The sequence below is a fragment of the Micromonospora sp. DT48 genome, assembly GCF_049844495.1.
Classification (GTDB): Bacteria; Actinomycetota; Actinomycetes; order Mycobacteriales; family Micromonosporaceae; genus Micromonospora.
Map to the genome: position 1 here is coordinate 380,136 of NZ_JBNCLE010000004.1, position 15,902 is coordinate 396,037.

Consider the following 15,902-nt stretch of genomic DNA (forward strand, 5'->3'; position numbering starts at 1 on the left):
AGGGGGTACCGGCTGGCCCGGCGCGGCGTGGCGACGCAGTTCCGAGGCGATCAACGAAGGCGGCGACGGCCCCCGATCGCACCCGCTGTGCGATCAAGGACTGGTGTCGGGTTCAGGTCAGTTCGACGGCAGGACGACGCCCGTCACCTCGCCCAACGTGAGGGTGGTGCCATCCGGACCGGGTGCGGTGGCGGTGATCGTCACCGTGTCGCCGTCAGCGAGGAAGGTCCGTTCCGCCCCGCCCACGGTGACCGGCTCGCGGCCGCCCCAACTGAGTTCCAGGAACGAGCCGACCTGGTCGCGCCGGGGGCCCGAAACGGTGCCGGAGGCGTACAGGTCGCCGGTGCGCAACGAGGCACCGTTGACGGTCAGGTGGGCCAGTTGCTGGGCGGGCGTCCAGTACATCCCGGCGAACGGTGGCTCGGTGACCGGTTCCCCGTTCCAGATCACCCTCAGCCGCAGGTCGAGGCCCTGACGCGGCTCATCCCGCAGGTAGTCGGCCACCGGCGGATCCTGTGCCGGGCCCGCCACGAAGGCGTGCCGCAGCGCGTTTAACGGGGTGACCCAGGCTGCGATCGAGGTGGCGAACGACTTACCCAGGAACGGTCCGAGCGGCTGGTACTCCCAGGCCTGGATGTCCCGCGCCGACCAGTCGTTGACCAACACGACGCCGAAGACGTGGTCCGCGAAGTCGGCGGCGGCCACCCGACGACCGAGCGGGCTCGGCACGCCGACCACGAATCCGACCTCGGCCTCGATGTCCAGGCGCGCCGACGGACCGAAGGTCGGCCCATCCGGGCCGGGCCGCTGCCCCTGCGGACGGACCACCGGGGTGCCGGAGACCACGACCGTGCCGGCCCGGCCGTGGTAGCCGATCGGCAGGTGCCGCCAGTTGGGCAGCAGCGGAGGTTGACCGGGACGGAAGATCAGGCCGACGTTCGACGCGTGGTGCTCCGAGGAGTAGAAGTCCACGTAGTCGGCCACCTCGAAGGGCAGCTCCATCCGTACCTCGTCCACCGGCACCAGCAGCGGCTCCACCGCGGTGCGGTGTGCCGGATCGGTGAGCAACTCGGTGATCCGATCCCGTGCCGCTGTCCACTGCGGACGCCCTAGGGCCAGAAACGCGTTCAGCGTCGGGCGGCACAGCGCGCCACCGGCCAGCACCAGGCCCGCGGACTCTGCGGCGGCCAGGTCCAACACCAGGTTCCCGACCCGTACGCCGATGCGCGGCTCGCCGTCGTCGGCCCGGAACACCCCGTACGGCAGGTGGTGCACGTCGTATCCGGAACCCGCCGCACCCGGCACCCAACTCGCCGACTGACGTTCGCTCATGCCTCAAAGCCTCCGTTCACCAGCCCGAGCCGGATCAGATCGGTAAGTGGTTCCACGATGCTGCACGACCCGAATCCCACCCACAGCGGACGCGCCGAGTCGTGCCGCCCGTCGACCGCCTGCACCAGTGGCCGCTCGTCGCGGACGGTGAGCAGCTCGGCGACCGTGGCGACGGTCGCGCCGTCGGCGGCGGCGACCGTCGCCGCGAGCACGTTTCCGAAGCCGTGGTGGGTGAAGCCGGTCTCCGGGTCCACGTGCCGCACCGCGTGGTGCAGTCCGGCGGTGAGCTTGAACGGCAGTTCCCGGTCCCGGCAGGCGCAGATCACCGCAGCCAGCTCGGCCGGTGTCGGGAACAGCTCGGCGGCGAGCCCACCGGTGCGGAACTTGGCGGCGATCGGCACCCCGGCGGCCCGCGCGGCGGCGAGCGCGTCCAGCGCGCCCATCAGCCCGAAGGTGAGCGGGATCTCCGCGTAGACGGGGACGCCGTCCAGCCGCTCGGCGAGTTTCACCAGCTCGGTCAGTCCGGGTTGGCAGTCCTCGCCCCGGCGGGCGACAGGTGCCTCGATCTGCCGTGCCCGCAGCCCGAGCGGAGGCAGGGACGACAGCGCGAAGGGCAGCCGGTCGAGCCCGGTGTCCCCGACCAACCCGATCGCGAGGTTCTCTTCGGGGTCGACCAGGCCACTCAGCTCGCCCGCCGTGATCGTGGAGGCCGGCAACAGCAACGGGCCGACCAGGTCGGCGTACCACGCGGTGCGGTGCCGACGGTGGGCACGGATCGCGTCGGGCAGCGGCGCGCTGCCCGGCGGAAAGACCGCAGCGTCGTCGACCAGGCCAGCGACAAGAGTGGGCAGCTGCGTTGACACGAGACAAGAATGTACGGGACGCTTCAGGAAGCGGACAACAGCGTCCGATTATCGGACACAGCGGACCGGGAGGCGAGATGCCGTACTACCGCAGCGTCGGCGAGCTGCCACGCAAGCGCCACACCCAGTTCCGGCAGCCGGACGGCAGTCTCTACACCGAGGAACTGATGGGCCAGGAGGGCTTCTCCTCCGACTCCTCCCTGCTCTATCACCGGTACGCCCCCACCGCGATCGTCGCCGCCGAGGAGTTCACCCCACCCGCCGTGACCCGGGTGCCCAACCTGCCACTCAAGCCCCGGCACCTGCGCACCCACAAGCTCGACGGGACCGGCGCGGACCCGGTCCTCGGTCGGCGGTACCTGCTCGCCAACGACGACGTACGGATCGCCTACGTCCTGGCCGACCAGCCCTCCCCACTGTTCCGGGACGCCACCGGCGACCACTGCCTCTACGTCGAGGCGGGCGCCCTGCGGGTCGAGTCGACGTTCGGCGTGCTCGACGCGGTGGCCGGCGACTACGTGATCATCCCGACCTCGACCGTGCACCGGCTGGTGCCCACCGGAGACGCTCCGACCCGGCTGCTGGCCGTGGAGGCGTCCGGGCACATCGGCCCGCCCAAGCGCTACCTCTCGGTACGCGGCCAGTTCCTGGAACACTCGCCGTACTGCGAGCGCGACGTCCGGGGACCGGACGCGCCGCTGCTGGTCGACGGGACCGATGTCGAGGTGCTGGTCCGCCATCGACGCGGATGGACCCGACACGTCTACGCCAACCACCCGTTCGACGTGGTCGGCTGGGACGGGCACCTCTACCCGTGGGCGTTCTCCATCCACGACTTCGAACCGATCACCGGGCGGATCCACCAGCCGCCACCGGTGCACCAGACCTTCGCCGGCCCGAACTTCGTGATCTGCTCGTTCGTGCCCCGCAAGGTCGACTACCACCCGGACGCCATCCCGGTGCCGTACCACCACCACAACGTGGACTCCGACGAGATGCTCTTCTACACCGGGGGCAACTACGAGGCGCGGCGCGGCTCCGGCATCGAGCAGGGCTCCATCTCACTGCACCCGTCCGGCTTCACGCACGGACCGCAGCCCGGCGCGGCGGAACGCTCCATCGGAGTGGACTTCTTCGACGAACTGGCGGTCATGGTCGACACCTTCCGCCCCCTCGACCTCTGCGACGCGGCAGCCGAGTGCGAGGACGACGGGTACGCCTGGACCTGGGCCCGACGGCCCTGACGTTCGCACCCGGTGAGCGGTCGGCGGTCAGGCCACCGGCCGGCCGACGATCGCCAGCCGGGCGGCGGTGGCGATCACGATGGCCAGGACCAGTGACCACGGGGTGCCCAGCAGGGCGTAGAGCAGGATCAGCCCGGGTGCGGCCACGGCGGCGTACACGGCCAGCGCCAGCGGACGGTCGGTACGCCGCAGCACCGGCAGCACGGTCCGGGTCAATCCGGGCAGCCGGGACGCCTGCTGCCAGAGCATCACGCCGCCACCGGCAGCCGCCACCACCGCCAGCAGCCGGGAGAACCCGGAACCGGTCGCGGTCGAACAGGCGATCACGATGGCGGCGACCATCGACCATCCGGCGCCCCAGAGCACGAACTGCCGCAGTGCCACCGGCACCGGCTGGCGCGCGACGACCGGCCCGGTGCCGACCTGCTCCGGCCCAGCCGGCCAGACCTCGCCACGTCCGGTCCGCTCCGGGTCTCCGGCGCTGGCGGGCGGCTGCCCACCGGCGGAGAGGTCCGCGTCCCGCGCCGGCCGGCCCGGCGGTTCCGCCGATCCCGCAGTGGGGCGGTTACCGTCGCCGCGCTCCCCAGCCGGGCCGCCCGGCTGGGCGGTACCCGGACGGTTCGGATCGTCGTCGGCCTGGTCACGTCGGCTCGCGTCGTCGCGTACCTCGTCGGCGCGGCGGGGATCGGTCGGCGGCAGGTATGCCGTGGCCGCCTCCGCCAATCGCTCCAATGCGGCGCTCCACCGTCGCTGCTCCAACCGCAGCACCCCGACGTCGTCGCCCACCTCCGCGAGTCGCGGGTCCAGCCGCAGCGCCTCCCGGTAGGCCCGCTCGGCCAGGTCGTACATCCGCATGTTGGCCGCGACCAGTCCCAGCACCAGGTGACCCTGCGGCTCCTCGGGCGCCAACTCCACCCCGCGCCAGGCCGCGTTCAACGCGGGCTGTCCGTTCCGGGAGCCGGCCAGGATCGCCGCCGCGCTGCGCTGGGCGTACGCGTCCTGCGGCCCCAGCTCCAAAATCTCGTCAGCGGTACGAGCGGCCTCGGCGTACCGTTCCAGGTCACCGAGGGCCAGCCCCCGGGTGACCAGCGGGGGGACCTGCCCCGGCGCGGCAGCCACCGCAGCCTCGGCGGCGGCCAGCGCCTCGACCGGCCGACCGGCGGCCAGCTGCACCCGGGCCAGCATGATCAACAATTCGGCGTCGGTCGGGTCGAGGGCCAGCGCGAAGCCCAACTCGCTCACGGCCTCGTCGTACCGGCCCAGCTCGGCGAGGAGCGTGGCGCGTTCCAGGTAGCCGTCGGCGCCGGGCGGGTCGGTGGGGACGTCGGAGGACATCGCGGCGAGCCTAGGCGCTCGGCTGCTCGTACACCAGGGCGACCGCGATCCCGGCGAGTCCCTCGCCGCGCCCGGTGAAGCCCAGACCGTCGGTGGTCGCGGCGGAGACGGTGACCGGCGCCCCGACGGCCTCCGACAGCACCCGCTCGGCCTCGGCGCGACGCGGGCCGATCTTCGGACGGTTACCGACCACCTGCACCGACACGTTGCCGATGGCGAAGCCGGCGGAGCGTACCCGGTTGGCCGTCTCGGTCAGCAGCGCCACCCCGCTCGCTCCGGCCCATTCGGGCTGCCCCACCCCGAAGTTGGCGCCGAGGTCACCCAGACCGGCGGCGGAGAGCAACGCGTTGCAGGCGGCGTGGGCGGCCACGTCCGCGTCCGAGTGGCCGGCCAACCCGTCCTGCTCCGGCCAGTGCAGGCCGGCCACCCAGCAGGGTCGGCCCGCCTCGAAGGCGTGCACGTCGGTCCCGATGGCCACCCGAGGAACGATCATGATTCGAGGGTACGTGCTAGTGCGGTGTCGCCAGCAGGTGCTCGGCCAGCGCCAGGTCGAACGGCCTGGTGATCTTCAAGGCGTGCTCCGAACCGGGCACGGAGCACACCGGCACGCCCTGCCTCTCCACCAGCCCGGCGTCGTCGGTGAGGGCGTCGGCGGCAGCGGCGTGCGCGGCGGACAGCACCGCCCGGCGGAATCCCTGGGGAGTCTGCACCGCGCGCAACACGGTCCGGTCGACGGTGCCGAGCACCACGCCGTCCGCGTCGACCTGCTTGATCGTGTCGACGACCGGCAGCACCGGGATCACGGCGTCGTGGCCCGCCCGGACCGCGGCGGCGACCGACTCGACCAGCGCGGGCGGAGTGAGCGCGCGGGCCGCGTCGTGCACCAGGATGATCTCCGGACCGGCAGGCACCGCGGCGAGCGCGGCGGCCACCGAGGACTGCCGTTCCGCCCCACCGGGCACCACCGTCACCGGGGCGACCGGCGCGAGCAGCGTACGCACGGCGTCGAGCTCGGCGACCGGAGCCGCCACCACGATGCTGTGCACCGAGGGGGCTGCGGCCAGCCGCCGGACCGCGTGCACCAGCAGCGGTTCTCCGGCCAGCAGGCGCAGCGCCTTCGGGCGACCAGGCCCGAGGCGTACCCCGGCACCGGCCGCAGGCACGAGGACCGCGACGTCACCGCACGGATTGAGCTGCGCGGTCACGTCGCGGTCCTCGACGGTTTGTTCGCTACGAATCGGGTACGACGATGCTGTGCGGACTAGGCCTCGGTCAGCACCTTGTCGAGCAGCGTCTCCGCTTCGTCCTTGGTGCTCTTCTCGGCCAGCGCGACCTCGCCGACCAGGATGTCACGCGCCTTGGCGAGCATCCGCTTCTCGCCAGCGGACAGACCCCGCTCCCGCTCCCGACGCCACAGGTCGCGAACAACCTCGGCCACCTTCAGCGGGTTGCCGGAGGCCAGCTTCTCCAGATTTGCCTTGTAACGCCGCGACCAGTTGGTCGGCTCCTCGGTGTGCGGAGCCCGGAGGACGTCGAAGACCTTGCCGAGGCCCTCTTCGCCGACCACCTCGCGCACACCCACGATCTCGGCGTTCTCGGCCGGTACCCGGACCGTCAGGTCACCCTGCGCGACCCTCAGGACGAGGTACTGCTTGGGCTCGCCCTTAATGACCCGAGTCTCGATTGCCTCGATGAGTGCGGCCCCGTGGTGGGGGTAAACAACGGTCTCGCCGACACTGAAAACCATAGGTTCGAAACCCCTTTCGCTGTGTCTAGGGTAACACGCTCAGGCACCGATGTCTCACCGCTGTCCTGACCGTTGGCGCAGCTCAGGGGCCATGTGAGAGGTATTTCTTCGGCTTGACAGACCATCCAGACGATGATTCCAACACGCTCAGTAACCTAGAGATGACCCCCCGGACCCGCCGCTGTGAACGCGAAGATCCGGAAACGTAATCGCCAAGGCACTGCAACACGCCCGCTGGAGATCAAGGGCTACGCACCCTTTCCATGGTATCCCGCCGCAGCGAGGTGCGGGCAGCGGTAGCGGTACCCGGCCCGGTGCGGGACGCTGGAGGGGTGCCCCGTCCGCGCACCCGTGATGTTCCAGGGGGTCGTAATGGGCAAGGCTGACGCCGACGGTCCCGGACTGCCCGATCTGCCACCGGAGTGGGGCCGGGTGGTCATACCGGACGACATATCCGCCCTGGCTGACGAGGCTGAGCAGGTCCGGCGGGAGCTGCGACGGGCGGGCGCGGAGCACCGTCGCTGGCGTCCACCCGCCGGCCCGGTGATCGTGTTGGTCGTCGCGGTGCTGACCACCATCGCCGGTCTGGCCGCCGTCACCTGGCCCAGGAACGGCCGGACCGGGCCGAGCACCAGCACGTACGACCCGGCACCAACCCTGCTGACCGGCCGCCCGCTACCCGCGCTCGACCTGGTCGACGCCGGGCAATCGCCGGTACCACTGCGCGGGCTGCTGCCGGTCGTGGTGCTGCTGGTGGACGGCTGCGCCTGCCCGGAGCAGGTCGCGCAGGCAGCGACGGCGGCACCGCCCGGGGTGACCGTGGTCACCGTGGCGGGTGCCGTGCCACGGGCGGCACCGGCCGACACCCGGGTCCGCGCCCTCGCCGACCCCGCCGGAGGGTTACGCGCCTTCCTGCACGTGCCCGCCAGCCACGACGGCGTGACCGCCCTGCTCGCCGACCGCACCGGCCGGATCACCCTGGTCGTACCCAAGATGATCTCGATCGCCGACCACCGGGCCGAACTCTCCCGACTGGCCGACTGACCCGCCTCCGCTCGGATTCGAAGTCTCGGCCCGCCGTCGGCAGTCGCTCAGCGCAGGGCGATCAAGCGGGCTTCTACCTCGACCGACTCGGATCCGGCGGGCGAGAACGACAGCCGTGCCGGCCCTCCGCTGCCGGTGATCTCCATCGTGACCAGCCCGCCGTCGCAGGCCACGGTGATCGGAGCCGCTGACCGGGCCCCGGCGACGGCGACCAGCAGCTCCCCCGGCCCGGTACAGCGCAGGCGCAGCAGATGTCGCTCGCCGGGGCCCATCCGGGCCTGCCGGACGACTCCTCCACCGGCGGGTAGCCTCGCCTGCTCCGTCCACACCAGATCGGACCGGGGACGGGTGGAGCCAGCGGGTTCCATGGGCTCATCGTGCAACCGCACCACGGCGCCGGTGCGCTCGTCGATGAGCATGTGGGCTGAGGCAGCGGGGGCCTCACGCACAAGCTCGCCCGGCTCCTGGTAATCGCGCCACTGCACGACGGCGGACGAGCCGCCCGGCGCGGCACTCCCGTCGCTCGACGCCTCCGGCGTCTGCGTCTGCCACCACCAGCCGCCGAGGGCCAGCGCCGCCACCCCGACAGCGGCCAACAGCACCCCGCGCAGCCGATGCTCAGCATCGACGAACATGCTTAGAGAGTAGCCCTTCGCGCAAGATCAGGGGTGGCGTTCCAGCAGGGCGGCATAGAGGGTGAGACCCGGCCCGAAGGCCATCATCACCACCCGGCTCGGTGCCGCTGCCGCGCGGAACAGACGGTCGAGGATCAACAGCACCGTGGGCGAGGAACAGTTCCCGTGCTCGTCCAGCGTCGCCCGGGACGCCGCCAACGCCGCCGGGGCCAACCCCAACTCCCGTTCCACCACGTTGAGGATGCGGGGGCCGCCCGGGTGCACTGCCCAGCCGTCCACCTCACCACGGTTGGTGCCGTGCCGGGCCAGCACCTCGTCGACCAGGCCCTGGACGTGCGTCGACAGCACCTGTGGCACCTTCGGCGACAGTCCCATCCGGAAACCGGTGTCCGTCACGTCCCAGGTCATGTGGTCGGCGGTGGAGGTGTCGGTCACCGAGGCGACCTCCCGAACCGCGTAGCCCCGACCCCCGGGAACCACCACCGCGGCGACCGCGGCGTCCGAGAAGAGCGCGTGGGAGACGATCTGCTGGGTGTCCATCCGGGCCGAGGAGGGCTGAAGGTGCAGGCTGGTCAGCTCGGCACAGAGCAGCAGCGCGGGACGGCCCCGCGCGGTGACGAAGTCACCCACCGCACCCAACCCCGGCAAGGCCGCGTAACAGCCCATGTGACCGACGAACATCCGCTGGGTCGTCCTGGCCATGCCCAGGTCCCGGGCGAGCAGAATGTCCAGCCCGGGGGTGGCGTACCCGGTGCAGGAGCAGACCACGAAGAGGCCCACGTCGCGGGCGTCCAGCCCGGCGGCGGTCAGCGCCCGGCCGACCGCCTCCTTACCCAACGGCAACGCCTCGACCTGGTAGCGGAGCATCCGTCGTTCGGTCGGCCAGTCGGAGACGTCCTCGAGCAGCGGGTTGACCGCCGCCTGCCGCCGGGTCACCCCGGAGTGCGCGAATATCCGCTCGGCCAGGGCGCGGGTGGAACCGGAGAAGTGCTGGGAGAAGAACTTCTCCCACAGCTCCTGCTGGTCAGCCGAGGGCGGGTGGGCCGTGCCCAGGCCCGCGATCACCGGTACGGACACGGTCCCACCTTCCTCTCGCAGACGCACATCTCACGCCGACCAGCCCCGTCCCGTCTCACCAACGAGGAGTCGACCCGTCACGGTCCGGGTCACCACCGAGTGTGGCGATGCCGAGCCAGTCGGCACAGACGTCGGAGGTGGCCGGGTGCAACGACCCGCAACGGGCGTCGCGGTACAGGCGCTCCAGCGGATGACCCCGGCGGGTGGCGGAGGTGCCCGCCGCCTCCAGCATGGACGCAGCGACGTCCGCCGCAGTGGTGCCGGCCAGCAGCTTCGCCCGCCACACCCACCGATTGGTCTCCTCGTCGCCCGGTGCCTCGTCCACCCGCCGCGCCGCCTCGGCGACCACCAACTGTGCCGCCGCCACGGCGGCGTCGGCGCGCCCCAGCCGGGCGCGTACCGCCGGCAGCCCGGCGAGATTGCGGGCGTTCAGGTGCTCCACGGCCGCGTCGATCGCCGCCCGGGCCACTCCCACGTAGACGGCCGCGTAGCTGGCCACCAGCCAGTGCGGCATGAGCTGCGCCACCACCAGGGCCAGCCCTTCGACCCCGCCGAGCAGCCGGTCGGTCCCGACGGTCACGTCGAGGTGCAGGTCATGTGAGGCGGTGGCGCGCATGCCGAGGGCGTCCCAGGTCGGCTCGACGGTGAGCCCCTCACCGGCCGGGACCAGGAACTGCGAGACCACCGACGGGTCGGCGGCGCTGCGGGCGGCCACCAGGTAACCGTCGGCGTGACCGGCACCGGAGCAGAAAGTCTTGCTGCCCTTGATCCGCCAGCCTCCGTCGACCGGTTCGTAGACCGTGGCGAGCTGCGACAGCCGGGCACCCGCGCCCCGCTCGCTCATCGCGACGCCGTACCACGCCCCGTCGGCCGCCGCCCGCAACAGGCGGTCCCGGGCGGCCAGCGCCTCCGCCGGTACGCCGAGCGCCTCGGCCAGTTCCTCGGTCACCGCACCGAGCGCACCGGTGACCGAGGCGTGCATGTTGAACACCAACGCGGTGGCACCGTTGCCCCGGGCCAACTCGGTGGCGACTGCCGCGTACTCCGCGAAGGTGGCACCGGCACCACCGAGTTCGGCGGGGACCATCAGCCCGAACAGCCCCGCCTCGCGCAGGTCGGCGAAGTCGTCCACAGGAAAGGAACCGTCGCGGTCGTGCCCGGCCGCCCGCGCCGCCAGTCGGGGCGCCAGCCGCCGGGCCGCCGCCGGCGCTCCACTGCGCTCGGTCATGGATGGAACCCCCTCTTCGGCCATGTCCATACCCTCACCTGGATCAGCTATCCGTCGCGTACGCCGTGGCCCTGGTAGAGGATCGCCGGCGACCCGGTCGGCACGATGCGTGGCTCCTGACCGGGCGGCGTCGCGGCCCCCCGCGCCTGCCGGAACAGCCACCGCAGCAGCCCCGGCACGCCCGGCCGTACGCCACGCACGCTCAGGTCGACGCCGTGCCGGGCACATTCGGTGACCAGCTCACGATCGTCGACGAACAACCGTGGATCGTGGATGCCACGCGGCACGGTCGGTAGTCGCTCGGCGATCCGGACGGCGACCAACCGGGCCAGCGCGGTGTCGTTGAGGGTGTCCAGCACCAGCAGGCCACCGGGACGCAGCAGACGGCACGCCTCGGCCACCGCAGCCCGCCAGTCCGGCACGTGTTCCAGCAGCTCACCGGCGGCGACCACATCGGCACAACCGTCCACCAACGGCACCGCCGTGGCGTCGCCGTTGACCGCCGTCACGCCGTGCGCCGCAGCCTGTGTCAACGCGGAGCGGGTGAGGTCCACTCCGACGTGCCGGTAACCCTTGCCGGCCAGGTGCGGCGCGAGCAGTCCCGCCCCGCAGCCCAGGTCGACCAGGAGCGCACCGGGTCGCGCCGCCGGGGGTACCAGCGCGGCCCGAGCCCGAGCCAGCCAGTGCAGCATGGCGAACACGCCGTCCGGCCGCCACCATTCGTCCGCCAGTTCGTCGTACTGGCGTGGGTCGTTGCGGGGCAGCACGAGGCCAGCGTCACGCATAGCAACGAGCGTGGCACGACTCCCCGGTAACGACCAGACTTCCGTTATGTCGTCGACGGTGTTAGGGCTGGTCAGAGCGAGCCATCCAGAGCCGACCGTGGCGGTCACCACAGTGGCCGGTCTGCTCGCCGTCGGGGTCGGGCACCCACCCGGCGGCGTCCTCGCGGTGGTGCTCACCGTCGCGGCCAGCCAGTTCGCGGTCGGGTGGACCAACGACCTGTTGGACGCCGATCGCGACGCCGTGGTCGGGCGTACCGACAAACCGCTGGCCTCCGGCGCGCTCGGCCGGCGTACCGTCGCGGTGGCCGCCGCCGTGGCCGCCACCGCGACCGTGGCGCTGGCCCTGACCACCAACCCGACGGCCGCGCTGTGCGCCACCGTCGCCCTGGTGTCGGCGCTGCTCTACGACTGGCCGCTGAAGTCCACCCCGATCTCGGTACTGCCGTACGCGATCTCCTTCGGCGCGCTGCCCGCCTTCGTGGTGCTGGCCCTGCCCGGCGCTCCGCCACCCCCGGCCTGGCTGGTCGCCGCGGCGGCGCTGCTCGGTGCGGGTGCTCATTTCGCCAACGTCCTGCCCGACTTCGCCGATGACGCCCGGACCGGGGTCCGGGGGCTGCCCCACCGACTCGGCCCGGTCGGCAGCCGGGTCGCCGCTGTCGGACTGCTGATCGCGGCCACCGTCACGCTGGTGTTCGGGCCGCCCGGACCACCGACCCGCGTCGGCCTCGCGGCGGTCGTCGCCGCCGTCGTGATCTTCACCCTGGCGTGGTACCTGGGCCGGGGCGGCGGTCGTGGCGGGGACCGGCCGGTGGCCGCCTTCCGGGCGGTGCTGCTGGTCGCTCTGATCGACGTCGTGCTGCTGGTCACCAACGGTCGGCTGGGCTGAGTCTCACTCCCGCAGGTGGCCGCACCGGGTCGGCGTGCGGGCCACGATCAGCTCCAACTACCCTGGAGCCCGGTCTGCGCGGGCATGGCCAGCGGTTCCGGCGGACGAGCCGGGCGTGATCGTAACGAGGAGGACCGACGTGAGGCGCTCGATCAGGGGTTCCCGGCGGGCTGCCGTGCTGCTGCCCGGGATCGCGGCGGCAGCCGGGCTGCTGCTGTCCGGTTGTGGCGCCGGCCAGATCTCCGAGACGGCCAACAAGGTGCCGTCGATCCAGGGCGCCAACATCCAGGCCGGTGACGGGAAGTACGCCGTACGCGGCGCCTTGGTCGCCTATCCCGGTGTCGAGGGCTACCAGGCCGGGGACAACGCCCTGCTCAACGTCGTGCTCTACAACGACTCACCCGAACCGGTCACGGTGACCATCACCTCGCCGGACGCCCGCGAGGTGGTGCTCACCACCGTCGCCGCCGCGACCAGCCCTTCACCCAGCGCGTCACCGTCGCCGGAGCAGTCCCCCGAGGGTTCCCCGTCTCCGGACGACTCCCCCTCGCCGGACGACTCCCCCTCGCCGGATGATTCCCCGTCGCCCAGCCCGAGCGAATCCGCCACGGGCGGCCCGGCCCGGATCGAGATCCCGGCGTTCAACTACGTGCAGCTGAACACCGAAGGTGAGCAGGTGCTCCAGCTCCTCGGGCTGACCGAGGCCCGGCTCGCCGGCCAGAACGTCACGCTGAGCTTCGAGTTCGACGGCGAGACGATCACCGCTCCGGCGCCGATCGCCGTGCCGCTCACCCCCGCGCCGCAGCCGTCGCCGATCATCGAGCGGCACACCGAGTACGAGGGCGAAGGCGGCCACTGAGCCCGTTCGACCGGGATCGCACCGGTCCAGGTGATTTCCGGCGGCGTCGTCGGCATGTTCAGCCATGCCGACGACGCCGTCGTCGTACCCGGGGGTTAGCGTCGGTCGGGTGAGCATCTCCCGATCGACCCCGTCCCGGGCGGGCACCGGCTCGCGCAGCCGGGCCGCCGGTCGCGAGCCCCGCCCCGCCTACGAGTGCGACGCCTGCGGGCACCAGCCGCCCAAGTGGGTGGGGCGCTGTCCCGAGTGCGGCGAGTGGGGTTCCGTGATCGAGAGCACCGTCACCGGCCCGACCGTCTCGGGCCGGGTGGTGAGTTCCCGGATGCCCGCCGAGCCGGCCCGGCCCATCGCCACCATCAGCGCGGCACCGGCCCGCGCCCGCCCCACCGGGGTCGGTGAGCTGGACCGCGTCCTCGGCGGCGGCCTGGTCCCGGGTGCGGTGGTGCTGCTCGCCGGTGAGCCGGGGGTGGGCAAGTCGACCCTGCTGCTGGACGTCGCCCAGCAGTGGGCCGCCGGTGCGGGTAGCCCGTCGCTGGTGGTCAGCGGCGAGGAGTCGGTCAGCCAGGTGCGGTTGCGGGCAGAACGCATGGGCGCCCTGCACGATCAACTCTTCCTGGCCGCTGAGAGCGACCTCGCGGCGGTGCTCGGTCACCTCGACGCGGTCAAACCCGGCCTGCTCGTCCTCGACTCGGTGCAGACCATCTCCACCTCCGGCATCGAGGGGGTACCGGGCGGCGTGACCCAGGTCCGGGCGGTCACCGCCGCCCTCGTCGCGGTCGCCAAGGAACGCGGCGTCGCCACCGTGCTCGTCGGCCACGTCACCAAGGATGGCCAGGTCGCCGGTCCTCGGGTGCTCGAACACCTGGTCGACGTAGTGCTGCACTTCGAAGGCGACAAGCACTCGTCGCTGCGGATGGTGCGTGGCGTGAAGAACCGGTTCGGCGCGGCCGACGAGGTCGGCTGCTTCGAGATGCACGAGGGCGGCATCAGCAGCCTCGCCGACCCCTCCGGCCTGTTCCTGACCCGCTACTCGGAACCGGTGCCGGGCACCTGCGTGACGGTGGCGATGGAGGGCCGCCGAGCCCTGCTCACCGAGGTTCAGGCGCTGATCGGCGCCACGGTGGCCGGCTCTCCCCGGCGTACCGTCTCCGGGCTCGACTCCGCCCGGCTGGCGATGGTGTTGGCGGTGCTCCAACGCCGCACCGAACGGCTCACCCTGCACGACCGGGAGGTCTTCGCCGCCACGGTGGGTGGCATCCGGGTGGTGGAGCCCGCCGCCGACCTGGCGGTCGCCCTCGCGGTCGCCTCCGGCGGGCTCAACCTGGCGATCGCACCACACCTGGTGGCGATCGGCGAGGTCGGCCTCACCGGCGAGGTACGCCGGGTGGGCGCGGTACCACGTCGGCTGGCCGAGGCCGCCCGACTCGGCTTCCGACTCGCCCTCGTGCCGCCCGGCTGCGGGCCGACGAGCACCGGCGCCGGGCCGGAGCAGATGCGGGTGATCGAGGTGTCCGACGTCCGTTCGGCGTTGCAGGCCGCGGCACGGGCGTCGGCGGAGTGAGCCGTCCACCGGGCGGGTCGGTCACGCTGGGCGGAATCGTGACACAGCACAGTAACCGCAAGAGCACCCACCGCAGGGCAGTCCGTAGACTGTGCCCGTGCCGATCGACCGCGACACCACCAAGCCTGCCGGCGCGACTCCCCACGCCCGCGCCGGTGCCGTGGGCTCGCCCGCCCGACCGATCAGCGTGAGCGTGACCGGAGGCGGCGTCCTCGGCGACCCGCTACGCGCCAACCTCGCCCTGATGGCACCGGGCACCGCCCTACGGGACGGGTTGGAACGGATCCTGCGGGGTCGGACGGGTGCGTTGATCGTCCTCGGCTACGACAAGGTGGTGGAGGGCCTCTGCACCGGCGGCTTCCCGCTGGACGTCGAGTTCTCCGCGACCCGCGTCCGCGAGTTGTGCAAGATGGACGGCGCGGTCGTGCTCTCCAGCGACGGCACCCGGATCGTCCGCGCGGCAGTGCACCTGATGCCCGACCCGACCATCCCCACCGAGGAGTCCGGCACCCGGCACCGGACCGCGGAGCGGGTCGCCCGGCAGACCGGCTACCCGGTCATCTCGGTCAGCCAGTCCATGCGCATCATCAGCCTCTACGTCAACGGCCAGCGGCACGTGCTGGACGACTCGGCGGCGATCCTCTCCCGCGCCAACCAGGCACTGGCCACGCTGGAGCGGTACAAGCTCCGTCTGGACGAGGTGTCCGGCACGCTCTCCGCCCTGGAGATCGAGGATCTGGTCACCGTACGCGACGCGGTGGCCGTGGTGCAGCGGCTGGAGATGGTCCGACGGATCGCCGACGAGATCGCCGGTTACGTGGTGGAGTTGGGCACCGACGGGCGGTTGCTCGCCCTTCAACTGGACGAGTTGATGGCCGGCGTCGACGCCGATCGCACCCTGGTCATCCGGGACTACCTGCCCGCCGGTCGCAAGTCCCGGACCCTCGACGAGGCGCTCGTCGAGTTGGATCTGCTCAGCGCCACCGAACTCATCGACCTGGTCTCGGTCGCCAAGGCGATCGGTTATCCGGCCGCGTCCGACGCGCTGGACGCCGCGGTCAGCCCGCGTGGCTTCCGGCTGCTGGCCAAGGTGCCCCGACTTCCGACGGCCGTGGTCGACCGGCTGGTGGTGCACTTCGGCAGCCTGCAACGCCTGCTGGGCGCCACCGTGGAGGATCTCCAGGCGGTCGAGGGCGTCGGTGACGCCCGGGCTCGGGGCGTACGCGAAGGGCTGTCCCGGCTCGCTGAGGCGTCCATCTTGGAGCGCTACGTCTGACGCCGTCCGGCGCTGGACGTAGCACGGCGG

15 protein-coding genes and 1 pseudogene are annotated in these 15,902 nt (G+C 72.2%); 6 read left to right on the forward strand and 10 right to left on the reverse strand.

The window, feature by feature from the left end:
• Positions 1 to 117: 117 nt before the first annotated feature.
• Positions 118 to 1,332, reverse strand: coding sequence for a fumarylacetoacetase (fahA, locus tag ACLQ2S_RS02505; RefSeq protein ID WP_425701021.1), 1,215 nt, complete (start codon positions 1,330 to 1,332; stop codon positions 118 to 120).
• A complete protein-coding gene (locus ACLQ2S_RS02510) occupies positions 1,329 to 2,195 on the reverse strand; it encodes a hypothetical protein (RefSeq protein WP_309222405.1) in 867 nt (288 codons plus the stop codon). Before ACLQ2S_RS02510 ends, fahA begins: the two co-directional genes overlap by 4 nt.
• 77 nt (positions 2,196 to 2,272) lie before the next feature.
• Between ACLQ2S_RS02510 and ACLQ2S_RS02515 the strand changes: the two genes are divergently transcribed.
• The gene (locus ACLQ2S_RS02515) at positions 2,273 to 3,439 is read left to right on the forward strand and encodes a homogentisate 1,2-dioxygenase (RefSeq protein WP_155214403.1); all 1,167 of its coding nucleotides are present in this window, start codon (positions 2,273 to 2,275) and stop codon (positions 3,437 to 3,439) included.
• A gap of 660 nt (positions 3,440 to 4,099) precedes the next feature.
• On the opposite strand, the pseudogene ACLQ2S_RS02520 reads toward ACLQ2S_RS02515, so the two are convergent.
• From ACLQ2S_RS02520 to ACLQ2S_RS02535, 4 genes and pseudogenes are all read right to left on the reverse strand, one after another.
• Positions 4,100 to 4,774: pseudogene (locus ACLQ2S_RS02520) on the reverse strand (tetratricopeptide repeat protein); the annotation flags it as partial.
• 10 nt (positions 4,775 to 4,784) lie between these two features.
• The gene (gene ispF, locus ACLQ2S_RS02525) at positions 4,785 to 5,270 is read right to left on the reverse strand and encodes a 2-C-methyl-D-erythritol 2,4-cyclodiphosphate synthase (RefSeq protein WP_309222583.1); all 486 of its coding nucleotides are present in this window, start codon (positions 5,268 to 5,270) and stop codon (positions 4,785 to 4,787) included.
• 13 nt (positions 5,271 to 5,283) lie between these two features.
• The gene (gene ispD / locus ACLQ2S_RS02530; RefSeq protein ID WP_309222404.1) at positions 5,284 to 5,979 is read right to left on the reverse strand and encodes a 2-C-methyl-D-erythritol 4-phosphate cytidylyltransferase; all 696 of its coding nucleotides are present in this window, start codon (positions 5,977 to 5,979) and stop codon (positions 5,284 to 5,286) included.
• 56 nt (positions 5,980 to 6,035) lie between these two features.
• Positions 6,036 to 6,521: a CarD family transcriptional regulator gene (locus ACLQ2S_RS02535; RefSeq protein ID WP_007073334.1), complete on the reverse strand. Its 486-nt coding sequence runs from the start codon at positions 6,519 to 6,521 to the stop codon at positions 6,036 to 6,038.
• 372 nt (positions 6,522 to 6,893) lie between these two features.
• Between ACLQ2S_RS02535 and ACLQ2S_RS02540 the strand changes: the two genes are divergently transcribed.
• Positions 6,894 to 7,565, forward strand: a complete 672-nt coding sequence (locus ACLQ2S_RS02540) for a hypothetical protein (protein WP_155214400.1) — start codon at positions 6,894 to 6,896, stop codon at positions 7,563 to 7,565.
• Positions 7,566 to 7,612: 47 nt separating this feature from the next.
• Here the strand turns inward: ACLQ2S_RS02540 and ACLQ2S_RS02545 are convergent, their stop codons facing one another.
• The 4 genes from ACLQ2S_RS02545 to ACLQ2S_RS02560 are packed head-to-tail and all read right to left on the reverse strand — an operon-like array spanning position 7,613 to position 11,290.
• A complete protein-coding gene (locus ACLQ2S_RS02545; RefSeq protein WP_155214399.1) occupies positions 7,613 to 8,200 on the reverse strand; it encodes a hypothetical protein in 588 nt (195 codons plus the stop codon).
• A 27-nt stretch (positions 8,201 to 8,227) separates the two neighbouring features.
• Positions 8,228 to 9,277 (reverse strand): type III polyketide synthase, encoded by a 1,050-nt coding sequence (locus ACLQ2S_RS02550; protein WP_309222403.1) that lies wholly within the window; start codon positions 9,275 to 9,277, stop codon positions 8,228 to 8,230.
• Positions 9,278 to 9,332: 55 nt separating this feature from the next.
• On the reverse strand, positions 9,333 to 10,505 hold the full coding sequence (locus ACLQ2S_RS02555; protein WP_155214398.1) for an acyl-CoA dehydrogenase family protein: 1,173 nt from the start codon (positions 10,503 to 10,505) through the stop codon (positions 9,333 to 9,335).
• 47 nt (positions 10,506 to 10,552) lie between these two features.
• Positions 10,553 to 11,290: a methyltransferase domain-containing protein gene (locus tag ACLQ2S_RS02560; RefSeq protein ID WP_425701022.1), complete on the reverse strand. Its 738-nt coding sequence runs from the start codon at positions 11,288 to 11,290 to the stop codon at positions 10,553 to 10,555.
• A 46-nt stretch (positions 11,291 to 11,336) separates the two neighbouring features.
• Between ACLQ2S_RS02560 and ACLQ2S_RS02565 the strand changes: the two genes are divergently transcribed.
• The 4 genes from ACLQ2S_RS02565 (at position 11,337) to disA (ending at position 15,872) form a co-directional block, all read left to right on the forward strand.
• Complete coding sequence (locus ACLQ2S_RS02565) at positions 11,337 to 12,176, forward strand: UbiA family prenyltransferase (protein ID WP_155214396.1); 840 nt, start codon at positions 11,337 to 11,339, stop codon at positions 12,174 to 12,176.
• Between the two features lie 139 nt (positions 12,177 to 12,315).
• On the forward strand, positions 12,316 to 13,035 hold the full coding sequence (locus ACLQ2S_RS02570; protein WP_425701023.1) for a hypothetical protein: 720 nt from the start codon (positions 12,316 to 12,318) through the stop codon (positions 13,033 to 13,035).
• A gap of 64 nt (positions 13,036 to 13,099) precedes the next feature.
• Positions 13,100 to 14,596, forward strand: coding sequence for a DNA repair protein RadA (gene radA / locus ACLQ2S_RS02575; protein ID WP_155214395.1), 1,497 nt, complete (start codon positions 13,100 to 13,102; stop codon positions 14,594 to 14,596).
• A 97-nt stretch (positions 14,597 to 14,693) separates the two neighbouring features.
• Positions 14,694 to 15,872, forward strand: coding sequence for a DNA integrity scanning diadenylate cyclase DisA (disA, locus tag ACLQ2S_RS02580; RefSeq protein WP_309222401.1), 1,179 nt, complete (start codon positions 14,694 to 14,696; stop codon positions 15,870 to 15,872).
• Positions 15,873 to 15,902: the final 30 nt, after the last annotated feature.

What these genes read in the sequence shown, in the direction of transcription:
- radA (WP_155214395.1), top strand. Translation starts at nt 13,100, where the DNA reads ATGCCGACGACGCCGTCGTCGTACCCGGGGGTTAGCGTCGGTCGGGTG.
- fahA (WP_425701021.1), bottom strand. Translation starts at nt 1,332, where the DNA reads ATGAGCGAACGTCAGTCGGCGAGTTGGGTGCCGGGTGCGGCGGGTTCC.
- ACLQ2S_RS02565 (WP_155214396.1), top strand. Translation starts at nt 11,337, where the DNA reads ATGTCGTCGACGGTGTTAGGGCTGGTCAGAGCGAGCCATCCAGAGCCG.
- ACLQ2S_RS02535 (WP_007073334.1), bottom strand. Translation starts at nt 6,521, where the DNA reads ATGGTTTTCAGTGTCGGCGAGACCGTTGTTTACCCCCACCACGGGGCC.
- ACLQ2S_RS02540 (WP_155214400.1), top strand. Translation starts at nt 6,894, where the DNA reads ATGGGCAAGGCTGACGCCGACGGTCCCGGACTGCCCGATCTGCCACCG.
- ACLQ2S_RS02555 (WP_155214398.1), bottom strand. Translation starts at nt 10,505, where the DNA reads ATGACCGAGCGCAGTGGAGCGCCGGCGGCGGCCCGGCGGCTGGCGCCC.
- ACLQ2S_RS02515 (WP_155214403.1), top strand. Translation starts at nt 2,273, where the DNA reads ATGCCGTACTACCGCAGCGTCGGCGAGCTGCCACGCAAGCGCCACACC.
- ACLQ2S_RS02560 (WP_425701022.1), bottom strand. Translation starts at nt 11,290, where the DNA reads ATGCGTGACGCTGGCCTCGTGCTGCCCCGCAACGACCCACGCCAGTAC.
- ACLQ2S_RS02545 (WP_155214399.1), bottom strand. Translation starts at nt 8,200, where the DNA reads ATGTTCGTCGATGCTGAGCATCGGCTGCGCGGGGTGCTGTTGGCCGCT.